Source organism: Rhodococcus sp. ENV425, assembly GCF_002887785.1.
Taxonomy (GTDB): domain Bacteria; phylum Actinomycetota; class Actinomycetes; order Mycobacteriales; family Mycobacteriaceae; genus Rhodococcus; species Rhodococcus aetherivorans.
Genome location: NZ_PCZU01000241.1, coordinates 56,557 through 66,409, shown reverse-complemented (window position 1 = coordinate 66,409; position 9,853 = coordinate 56,557). Strand labels below are relative to the sequence as shown.

Genomic DNA, 9,853 nt, shown 5'->3' with positions numbered 1-9,853 from the left:
CGACGACGGTGCGGCCCTGCGCATGGGCGTCGACGACCGCCGCTACCCGGCAAGGCGAACCCGGCCCCCACTCCGGGGGCGTGACGAACGCGAACCGATGCACCCGGCGATCCTCGCCGTCCCCCGTCAGGTGTTCGTGATCGTCGATCCGCAGCCCGAAGTGTTCGAAGGTGTGGACGGAGTCGGACAGCGACGGATCGCGGCCCGGCCACCTCATGACGGCGTCGGCGACGCCGTCGCGGGCAGCGCGCTCGACGAACAGGAGGGCCGGATGCTCCCCGCGTGACCCGGCGAGGTGCCGCGCGGCCCCGGCGACGTCGGTGGGCATCGGTTCGTGTCGATGCGTGGTGGCGGTATCGGTGGTCATCGGCGTGTCCTTTCGATCACCCGGTGTGGGCCGTGGTGTGCCGCCAGTCTGCGGGCGACCCCTGGAGACGGACATGTACTCGATGTCCATGTATGCGGCGGAACTTGTACTTCCAGTCCATGAGTGACCGGCGTTCTCGCCCCTACAGTTCGAGGAAACCGACGGAGGGAGAAGGACATGACCGCAGTGGAACTCGTACGAGGCGGGCCCGGACTCGAGCAGGCACGCCGCATCGTGACGGAAATCCCGGGCCCCCGGTCCCGCGAGCTGGCGCAGCGCCGCGCCGCCGCGCTGCCGGCGGGCCTGGCCAGTGGCGCCGAGATCTACGCGGCGGCGGGCGGCGGGGGTGTGCTCGTCGACGTGGACGGGAACTCCTTCATCGACCTCGGTTCCGGCATCGCCGTCACCACCGTCGGCAACTCCGCGCCGCGCGTCGTCGAACGTGCCACCGCGCAGCTGCAGCAGTTCACCCACACCTGCTTCCTCGCCACGCCGTACGAGCCGTACATCGAGGTTGCCGAGGTCCTCAACCGGCTGACCCCCGGAACCCACGCCAAGCGCACGGCACTGTTCAACACCGGCAGCGAGGCCGTCGAGAACGCCGTGAAGTACGCCCGCGCGGCGACCGGTCGTTCCGCCGTGGTCACGTTCGACCACGCCTTCCACGGCCGGACGCTGATGACGATGACCATGACGGCGAAGAACCAGCCCTACAAGCACTCCTTCGGTCCGTTCGCCCCGGAGGTCTACCGCGCGCCGATGGCCTACCCCTACCGGTGGCCGAGCGGGCCCGACCGCGCCGCGGACGAGGCGTTCGAGCAGTTCCGGCTGCTCGTCGACGCCCAGATCGGCGCGGACCAGGTGGCGTGCGTCGTCGTCGAACCCATTCAGGGCGAAGGCGGGTTCATCGTCCCCGCCGACGGATTCCTCCGCCGCGTCGCAGATTTCTGCCGGGACCGCGGCATCCTCGTCGTCGCCGACGAGGTGCAGACCGGCATCGCCCGCACCGGAGCATGGTTCGCCTGCGAGCACGAAGGCCTGGTGCCGGATCTGATCGTCACGGCGAAGGGACTCGCCGGCGGGCTTCCGCTCGCGGCCGTCACCGGCCGGGCCGAGATCATGGACCGCGCCCACCCGGGCGGCATCGGCGGCACCTACAGTGGCAACCCCGCGGCGTGCGCGGCGGCCCTCGGGGTGTTCGAGACGATCGAAGCGGAGCATCTGCTCGACCGGGCTCAGGAAATCGGCGCGCTGATGCTGCGGGAACTGCGCGACATCGGCACCCACCACCCCGTCGTCGGCGACGTCCGCGGACGCGGCGCCATGATCGCCGTCGAACTCGTCGAGCCCGGTACGACCACTCCCAACCGCGAGGCCGTCGCGGAGATCGTCCGGTACTGCCAGGCGCACGGGGTCCTCACCCTGACCGCCGGCACGTTCGGGAACGTGCTCCGTTTCCTGCCGCCGCTGTCGATCTCCGACGAGCTGCTCACCGAGGCGTTCTCGGTGCTGCGCGACGCGTTCGCCGCCCTCTGACCACCACCGCTCCCTACTCCGCGAGGACCAGCACATGACCACCACCGCACCCGCCCGCACGACCGGTCCGCTGCGACCGCTCGAACTCCTCGGCGCCGACACACTGCTCGACGCCGACGAACGCGACATCGCCGCCACCGTCCGCCGCTTCGTCGAGACCCGGCTCGTCCCCGAGGTCGGCGACTGGTTCGAATCCGCGACGCTGCCCAAGGAAGTGGCGAAGGAGTTCGGCGCCCTCGGCGTCCTCGGCATGCACCTGGACGGGTACGGCTGCGCCGGCACCAACGCCGTCAGCTACGGCCTGGCCTGCCTGGAACTCGAGGCCGGCGACAGCGGATTCCGCAGCTTCGTCTCGGTGCAGGGTTCGCTGTCGATGTTCTCCATCCACCGCTACGGATCCGACGAACAGAAGCAGGAATGGCTGCCCCGCCTGGCCTCCGGAGACGCCATCGGGTGCTTCGGCCTGACGGAACCCGACTTCGGGTCCAACCCTTCGGGAATGCGCACCCGCGCCCGCCGGGACGGTTCGGATTGGATCCTCACCGGCACCAAGATGTGGATCACCAACGGCAATCTCGCGGACGTCGCCACGGTGTGGGCCCAGACCGACGAGGGTGTCCGCGGGTTCCTGGTTCCCACCGACACACCCGGCTTCACCGCCAACAGGATTCACCGCAAGCTGTCGCTGCGGGCCTCGGTGACCTCCGAGCTGGTGCTCGACAACGTGCGCCTGCCGGGCTCGGCCGAGCTTCCCCTCGCCCGCGGCCTCGGGGCTCCCCTGTCGTGCCTCAACGAGGCCCGGTTCGGCATCGTGTTCGGCGCGCTCGGCGCGGCCCGGAACAGCCTCGAGACCGCGTTGGACTACGCCGCCTCCCGGGAGGTCTTCGACCGCCCGCTCGCCGCCTACCAGCTCACCCAGGAGAAGCTGGCCGACATGACGCTCGAGCTCGGCAAGGGCTTCCTGCTCGCACTGCACCTCGGCCGCCTCAAGGACGAGTCCGGTGTCACCCCCGAGCAGATCAGCCTCGGCAAGCTCAACAACGTGCGCGAGGCATTGGCCATTGCCCGCGAATGCCGGACCATTCTCGGCGCCAGCGGCATCACCCTCGAGTACTCGCCGCTGCGGCACGCCAACAACCTCGAGTCGGTGCTGACCTACGAGGGCACCAGCGAGATGCACCTGCTCTCGATCGGCCGCGCCCTGACCGGTCACGCCGCATTCCGCTGACCCGCACCGTCGAAGCGTCGAAGGGACACACGATGACGACACCCGTTCTGCTGCAGCACTACATCGACGGCGAGTGGTTCGACGGCGGGGCCGAGGCCCTGGCGAGCATCAGCCCCGCCGAGCCGGACGTCACCGTGGCCCGCGGTCGTGCGGCCACGGGCGACGACGTCGACCGGGCCGTGGCCGCCGCGCGCGCCGCGGCCCGGCCATGGGCGAGAACCCCGGCGCACGAGCGCGGTGCCGTCCTCGCCCGGGCGGCTGCCGTCGTCGAATCGTCCGCGTCGCAGTGGGGCGCGGAACTTGCCCGGGAGGAGGGCAAGACGCGGGGCGAAGGCGTCGCCGAGGTGCTCCGCGCGGCCCAGATCCTGCGCTTCTACGGCGGCGAGGGCGACCGGGAGGCCGGCGAGATGTTCGCCTCTCCCCGCCGCGGTGAGCAGATCCTGGTCGCGCGCAAGCCCGTCGGCGTGGTCGGGGTCATCACCCCCTTCAACTTCCCCATCGCCATCCCCGCCTGGAAGATCGCCCCGGCACTGACCTACGGCAACACCGTGGTGTGGAAGCCGGCGGGCACCGTGCCGCTGCTGGCCATGCGGCTGATGCAGGCCCTCGCCGACGCCGGCCTGCCGCCGGGGGTGCTCAACCTCGTCATCGGTGGCCGGGCGGTCGGCGCCGGCATCGCCGACCATCCGGGTGTCGACGCGCTGACCTTCACCGGTTCCACGGCGGTGGGCCGGAGCCTCGCGGCGGCGGGAGCCGCCCGGGGGGTGCCGGTGCAGGCGGAGATGGGCGGCAAGAACGCGGCGGTGGTGCTCGGCGACGCGGACCTCGATCTCGCCGCCGAACAGGTGCTGCTCGGCGCGTTCCGGTCGTCGGGGCAGAAGTGCACGGCGACCTCCCGGCTCATCGTCACCGACGACGTCGCCGACGAGTTCGTCGGTGAACTCGTCGCCCGGATCGGGAAGTGGACCGTCGGCAACCCCCTGGACGAGGACGTCCACATGGGTCCGGTGGTCGACGCCGCGGCGCGGGCGTCTATCCGGGCGGGGGTCGACGAGGCGGTACGCCAGGGTGCCCGAGTGTTGTGCGGGGGCCGGCCCTACGAGGACGGTGAACTGGCGGCCGGGTTCTACGTGCCGCCCACCGTGCTCGAGCTGCCCGGCACCCGGCTCGACGTGTGGCGCGAGGAACTGTTCGGGCCCGTACTGGCCGTATGCCGGGCGGCCGACGCCGAGACGGCGTTCGCGCTCGCCGACGACAGCGAGTACGGCTTGTCGGCGGCGGTGTTCACCCAGGACCTCACCCGCGCCCTCGGGGCGCTCGACGACCTGGACGTGGGCATCCTGCACATCAACTCCGAATCCGCCGGCGCCGACCCGCACGTCCCGTTCGGCGGCGCGAAGAAGAGCGGGTACGGCCCGAAGGAACAGGGCCGCGCCGCACGGGAGTTCTTCACCCACACCACGACCGTCTACCTTCGCGGCGGGAGGCCGATCGCATGAGCAGGGGCGCACTCGACGGCATCGTCGTCGCCGACTTCACCCGGGTCCTCGCCGGCCCCTACGCCACGATGATGCTCGCGGACATGGGTGCCGAGGTCGTCAAGATCGAACGTCCCGGCACCGGCGACGACACCCGCGCGTGGGGACCGCCCTACGACGACGAGGGCTCGGCCACGTACTTCAACTCGGTGAACCGCAACAAGACCTCCGTGGTCCTGGACCTCGCGTCGGAGGACGGCCGCGCCGAGGCCCGCCGGCTCGTGGCGCGCGCGGACATCGTGGTCGAGAACTTCCGGGCGGGCACCATGGAGCGGCTCGGCCTGGGCTACGACGAGCTGCTCGACGTGAACCCGGGGCTGATCTATTGCTCCGTCACCGGGTTCGGGAGCGGGGACGGAGCGGCACTGCCGGGCTACGACCTGCTCGTGCAGGCCGTCGGTGGGCTCATGAGCATCACCGGACCCGAGGCCGGTACGCCGACGAAGGTGGGTGTCGCGGTCGTCGACGTGCTCACCGGCCTGCACGCCCTCGCCGGCATCCTCGCCGCTCTGCATCATCGGGAGCGCACCGGCGAGGGGCAGCGCATCGAGACCAACCTTCTTTCCGCGCTCCTGTCGTCGCTCGTCAATCAGGCGTCGGCGTACCTCGGTGCCGGGGTGGTGCCCGGAATCCTCGGAAACCGGCACCCCAGCATCGCCCCGTACGAGGTGTTCACGACCAAGGACCGGCCGCTGGCGCTGGCGGTGGGCAACGACAAGCAGTTCACGCGGCTCGCCGAGACGATCGGCGCGCCGGAGCTGGCCACCGATCCGCGCTTCCGCAGCAACCCGCTGCGCGTCGCACACCGCGAGGAACTGTGCGCCGAGATCACCTCGATCCTCGTCACGGCCGGGGCCGACCACTGGTACGACGAACTCTCCCGCGTGGGTGTTCCGGCCGGACCCATCAACGACGTCGCCGAGGCATTCGAGTTCGCCCGGCGTCTCGGCCTCGACGCCGTGGTGTCCGTGCCGGGAAGCGCCACGCCGCAGGTCGGCAATCCGTTGAGCTTCTCCAGGACTCCGGTCCGGTACCGTTCGGCCCCGCCACCCCTGGGTGGAGCCGCGGACTGACCGGCAGGAACCGGAGGAGTGCCCGTCCCGTCGCGTCCGGCCGCGGCGGGACGGGCGTCGTGCCGCACCGAACCGAACGGCGGGCGCCTCCGTCGTCCGTCCCCTCCCTCGATCAGGGATGCGCGACGGCGCGATCCTCGGGGGCGGGAACGGTGGCTGCGGGCCGTCGCAGACCGAAGGACTCGAAGCCGACGACGTACAGGAGCGTCACCAACGCGAACAGGTCCATGAATCCGAGGGCGTTGCCGTGCAGGCCGCCGGCGACGGCCGGCTCGTGGAGCACGATCTCGGCGATCACGTAGTAGTACAGGACGAACGTGGTCACGGCGAGGGCGAACGTGATCGCTGCGCGGGACAGCAGGTTCACCACGGCCCCGCCGCCCGTCGGCCTGTTACCGAAGGCGTTGGCCCACAGAATCATCCATGCGACCCAGCACACGCCCAGCTGGGCCGGGAACTGATCGAGCGGGAAGCCCGGTTCGGCTGCCGTGCCGGGTCCGACGAGCACCGCACACACCGCACGCAGTGCCGCGAACAGCACGGTGCCGAGCGCGATGTTGCCGACCGTCGAGACCAGTGCGACCCGCATGCGGCTGCCGGCGAGCCGCCACGGCCAGTTCTCCCAGGTCTGTCCGGTGAGCACGATCGCGACGATGATCGAGTAGTACCAGCCGAGCAGTGTGTCGATGCCGACCAGGGCTGTGCCCTCCCGAACCGTCTCCGAGACCGCGGGTACACCCAACACGAGATAGAGCAGTGCGGTGGGGACGAGGAGGGAGACGATCTCGCAGGCGCCGACCCACGGCTGTTTCAGGCCCAGATCGGTCCACGGCCAGTGTCCCCAGTTGAGCACCACCAGGACCCACGTGGAGAAGCCGAACAGGACGAACAACGCGCCCGTGAAGTAGCCCAAACCGTCGGGACGCGCGGCCGCGTAGTCGGGATACAGGTGGCCGATTCCGCTCGCCAGGGCATACGTGACAACGACGGCGAAAGCCGATGCTGCGCCGAGGAACGCAATGCCGCGCCAGGGTTGCCGTAGCCGGTCGAATCCCCAGAGTTCGAGGTTGAATCCGGCCCACACGACGAACAGCAGGGCCCAGAACAGGGCGGCGTTGAACGGCAGCGGATACAGGTCGAACGGGCTGAGCCGCGGGTCGGCGAGCAGATACCACGCCGCGACGGAGGCGGTGGTGATCACGGCGGTGTTGGCGACACCGAATCCGAGCCACCCCGGGGACGTGTCGGCGTGCGAGCGTTCGGGCATGGGGTACCGAAACCTTCTGTGATGCCCTCGAAACGAGGGGCGAGGGGAACGTCGTCCGAGGAGATCGGTGAGTGGTGTGGTGGCCGGAGTCGGCTGCCGGATCGCGGACCGTGTCCTCGAGGGTTCTTCGTCAGCTCCGCCGGCGCAGTTCGGGACCGGCCGTGGGAGCGTGGAGCATCGGAGTGTCCTTCCCGTGAGAATGTGACTCGGAGCACACTCGAAACGATCGCGCGTCACAACTGTTGCGCCGCGTTGCATCCCCCGCTCGGGTCCGGATCGTCCGCCACGGCCGCCCGGCATCTCCCGGACCTCGACGGCCGCTCACCACTCCGGCCGGGTGTGGATCGAGTCGAGGTCGCAGCGGTCAGCCGAAATGTTGGCTACAATTATGTACATGACGACTCTTCCGGTGGCCGAGGCGCGGGCGCAGTTCTCCCGTCTGGTCGACGAGGCCGAGCGCACCCACGAGCGGTTCGAGATCACCCGAAATGGGCACCGGGCCGCGGTGCTGCTCGGCGCCGACGACTACGACGCGCTGCGCGAGACCATTGCCGTGCTGGCCGAGAAGTCCCTGCTTGCCGACCACCTCACGGGAATGGCCGAGATCGAGGCCGGGGACAGCCTCGATGCCGCATCCCTCGCCGAGATCATGTCCGCGGGCAAGCCCGACGACGAGTGAGCGTCCCCGGCGAGCCCTACACCCTGATCGTGGCCCGTACCGCTGCCCGTGCGCTCGAGCGGACCCTGCCCGAGAAGGTCGCCGCCGCTGTGTACGAGTTCCTCACCGGACCCCTCCTCGAAAACCCGCACCGGGTCGGCAACGAACTCGCCCCACCGTTGGCACCGGCCTGCTCCGCCCGCCGCGGCTCCTACCGGGTGCTGTGCCTGATCGACGAGAACACCCGCCAGGTCCGAGTCACCGCGATCTCCCACCGCGCCGACGCGTACCGCACCTGAATCGTCCGGGGCGCGGCCGAGATGAGGATCTCGTCGAGGCGCTGCGACCGGACGTCGGCACCTATCCGCCACGGCCGTCCAGCATCTCCCGGGCCTTGACGGCCAGCCACCACTCCACCCGGGTGTGGATCGAGTCGAGGTCGCGGCCGGTGAGTTCGGTGATGCGGGCGAGCCGGTTCCGCAGGGTGTGCCGGTGGATGCCCAGCGCGGCGGCGGTGCTCTCGGCCTGGCCGTTGCGCTCGAGGTACGCGGCGAGGGTCTCGACCAGTCGTCCGCTCGATCCGTGCTTCGCGTCGTAGGCATCGAGTGCTTCGAGGCCGGTGCGGGCGATGGCCTGCAACGCGTCCGGATCCTGCATGCCCAGCAACACCGAGAAGGTGCCGAGCTCGGCGAACGCCACCGGTGTCCGGCCCCCGTTCCGCGCTGCCCTGACCGCCGAAAGAGCCTGCTGCACACTGGTGTTCGCGTCCTTCACGCCGCACGGCCCCCCCAGCCCGCACCGGACCGGCCGGCCGAGCTGCGCGCGGACCCGGTCCTGGACCCGGGTCGCGATCTCGCGTGCCCGGTCGGCCGGCAGAACCACGGCGACATCCGCGCCGACCGAGGCCGCCAGATGGGGTACGCCCTCCGCGGCGAGGACTGCGCCGACCTGCCGTTCCGCCGGCAGCAGCGGGCCGACCTCCGTCAGCACGGCGACGGCGACGGTGTCGGTCGGTTCGAACCCGAAATAGCGGAGCAGGCCGGCGTCCATGCGTTCGGGTGCGTCGAAGAGTGTCCGGGTGACGACGGCCCGCAGCCGCTGTTCTGCGCTCTGCACCTTCGCGGGCTTGCCGAGCTCGATGGAGATCAGCGACACGGCGTGGGCGAGGAGCAGACGGTCGGCCGGCGGGAGCGGCTCCGCGGTGCCGACGGCGAGGTATCCGTAGAGGTCCTGGGCCGCCGCGATGCTCTGAACGGTGTAGTGCCCCGCGGCGTCGGCCAGCACCTTGCTCATCTGCCGCCGCCGCGGAGATCGGGACGCCGACTCCGCCACCCCGCGCGCATGCCGGACCGCCCGCGTCGTGTCGGACCCGTATTCGGCGAGTACGCGATCGTCGGCGTCGACGACGGCGACGGCTCCGGCGAGGGCCTGACCGAGCGCGGTCACGACCGCGGGCACACCCCCGCGCAGTGTGGCCCGGGCCAGCCGCTCCTGCTGATCGACGACCCGCTGCACCGCGCGGACCTGGTCGGCGGTCAGTTCGTCGATGACCGCCCGGGTGATGGCGATGAACGGCGTCGAGGCGGGCACGGCGAGCACCGGGAACCCCAGCGCGTCACCCGCGGCGCGCAGACCGTCGGGCACGCGGTCGAACCGGGTGCCGGTGTCGAACGCCAAGGCCACGCAGCCGGCCCCCACCAGACCCTGGAGGTACGCGAACTGCTCGTCGGCGCCGGCGCCGATCTCCAGTCCGGTGGTCATCACGAGCTCTCCACCCGAGAGCCACGGGGTGGGGTCGGGAAGCTCGATCGGATGCGCCCACTCGATGACACGGTCGGCTCCGTCGCGACCCGCCACGAGAGTGAGCCCGAGCTCCGGCAGCGTCGTGAGCCGACGCACGGTGATGGCCATGATGACGATCCTTCCCCGCACCGGGCGGCTAGGAGGTGGGGTGTTCGGCGAGGACCTCGAGGGCCAGATGCACGTCGGTGACGTCCCGGGGGGAACGCAGGGACCGGCCCAGCAGGTCCTCGACTCGTTTCACCCGGTGCCGCACGGTATTCGGATGCAGGTTCAGCTCCCGCGCCGTCCGCCCCACGTCCAGGTCCCGGGCCAGGTGGAGCACGAGGAAATCGACCAGGTCGTCGTGGCCGTCGAGCAGTGGGGCCAGGACCGCGGTGGCGCGC

The 9,853-nt window shown here is 70.8% G+C and carries 9 protein-coding genes and 1 pseudogene; 6 read left to right on the top strand and 4 right to left on the bottom strand.

All coding sequences use genetic code 11. The features are described 5' to 3' along the window. Positions 1-367 (bottom strand): annotated as a pseudogene (locus tag CQZ88_RS31485) (glutamate dehydrogenase); the annotation flags it as partial. 177 nt (positions 368-544) lie between these two features. Here CQZ88_RS31485 and gabT point away from each other — a divergent pair. The 4 genes from gabT to CQZ88_RS21075 are packed head-to-tail and all read left to right on the top strand — an operon-like array spanning position 545 to position 5,742. Further along, positions 545-1,903, top strand: a complete 1,359-nt coding sequence (gene gabT / locus CQZ88_RS21090; RefSeq protein WP_029546739.1) for a 4-aminobutyrate--2-oxoglutarate transaminase — start codon at positions 545-547, stop codon at positions 1,901-1,903. A gap of 34 nt (positions 1,904-1,937) precedes the next feature. Further along, on the top strand, positions 1,938-3,131 hold the full coding sequence (locus CQZ88_RS21085; protein ID WP_006932150.1) for an acyl-CoA dehydrogenase family protein: 1,194 nt from the start codon (positions 1,938-1,940) through the stop codon (positions 3,129-3,131). A gap of 32 nt (positions 3,132-3,163) precedes the next feature. Continuing rightward, positions 3,164-4,630: an aldehyde dehydrogenase family protein gene (locus tag CQZ88_RS21080; RefSeq protein WP_043801001.1), complete on the top strand. Its 1,467-nt coding sequence runs from the start codon at positions 3,164-3,166 to the stop codon at positions 4,628-4,630. Beyond that, positions 4,627-5,742 (top strand): CaiB/BaiF CoA-transferase family protein, encoded by a 1,116-nt coding sequence (locus CQZ88_RS21075; RefSeq protein ID WP_102800247.1) that lies wholly within the window; start codon positions 4,627-4,629, stop codon positions 5,740-5,742. Before CQZ88_RS21080 ends, CQZ88_RS21075 begins: the two co-directional genes overlap by 4 nt. Positions 5,743-5,854: 112 nt before the next feature. Here the strand turns inward: CQZ88_RS21075 and CQZ88_RS21070 are convergent, their stop codons facing one another. Continuing rightward, complete coding sequence (locus CQZ88_RS21070; protein WP_102800246.1) at positions 5,855-7,009, bottom strand: hypothetical protein; 1,155 nt, start codon at positions 7,007-7,009, stop codon at positions 5,855-5,857. A 388-nt stretch (positions 7,010-7,397) separates the two neighbouring features. Between CQZ88_RS21070 and CQZ88_RS21065 the strand changes: the two genes are divergently transcribed. Beyond that, complete coding sequence (locus tag CQZ88_RS21065; RefSeq protein ID WP_100058228.1) at positions 7,398-7,688, top strand: type II toxin-antitoxin system Phd/YefM family antitoxin; 291 nt, start codon at positions 7,398-7,400, stop codon at positions 7,686-7,688. After that, positions 7,685-7,966, top strand: a complete 282-nt coding sequence (locus CQZ88_RS21060) for a type II toxin-antitoxin system RelE/ParE family toxin (protein WP_102800245.1) — start codon at positions 7,685-7,687, stop codon at positions 7,964-7,966. The genes CQZ88_RS21065 and CQZ88_RS21060 overlap by 4 nt, the downstream gene beginning before the upstream one ends. Before the next feature lie 61 nt (positions 7,967-8,027). On the opposite strand, the gene CQZ88_RS21055 is transcribed toward CQZ88_RS21060, so the two are convergent. Next, entirely contained in the window at positions 8,028-9,578 is a 1,551-nt protein-coding gene (locus tag CQZ88_RS21055) for a PucR family transcriptional regulator (RefSeq protein WP_102800244.1), read from the bottom strand. Positions 9,579-9,606: 28 nt separating this feature from the next. After that, the coding region (locus CQZ88_RS31480; protein ID WP_258008705.1) for a helix-turn-helix domain-containing protein at positions 9,607-9,853 on the bottom strand (247 nt) is incomplete at its 5' end.

What these genes read in the sequence shown, in the direction of transcription:
- CQZ88_RS21075 (WP_102800247.1), top strand. Translation starts at nt 4,627, where the DNA reads ATGAGCAGGGGCGCACTCGACGGCATCGTCGTCGCCGACTTCACCCGG.
- CQZ88_RS21085 (WP_006932150.1), top strand. Translation starts at nt 1,938, where the DNA reads ATGACCACCACCGCACCCGCCCGCACGACCGGTCCGCTGCGACCGCTC.
- CQZ88_RS21080 (WP_043801001.1), top strand. Translation starts at nt 3,164, where the DNA reads ATGACGACACCCGTTCTGCTGCAGCACTACATCGACGGCGAGTGGTTC.
- CQZ88_RS21065 (WP_100058228.1), top strand. Translation starts at nt 7,398, where the DNA reads ATGTACATGACGACTCTTCCGGTGGCCGAGGCGCGGGCGCAGTTCTCC.
- gabT (WP_029546739.1), top strand. Translation starts at nt 545, where the DNA reads ATGACCGCAGTGGAACTCGTACGAGGCGGGCCCGGACTCGAGCAGGCA.
- CQZ88_RS21055 (WP_102800244.1), bottom strand. Translation starts at nt 9,578, where the DNA reads ATGGCCATCACCGTGCGTCGGCTCACGACGCTGCCGGAGCTCGGGCTC.
- CQZ88_RS21070 (WP_102800246.1), bottom strand. Translation starts at nt 7,009, where the DNA reads ATGCCCGAACGCTCGCACGCCGACACGTCCCCGGGGTGGCTCGGATTC.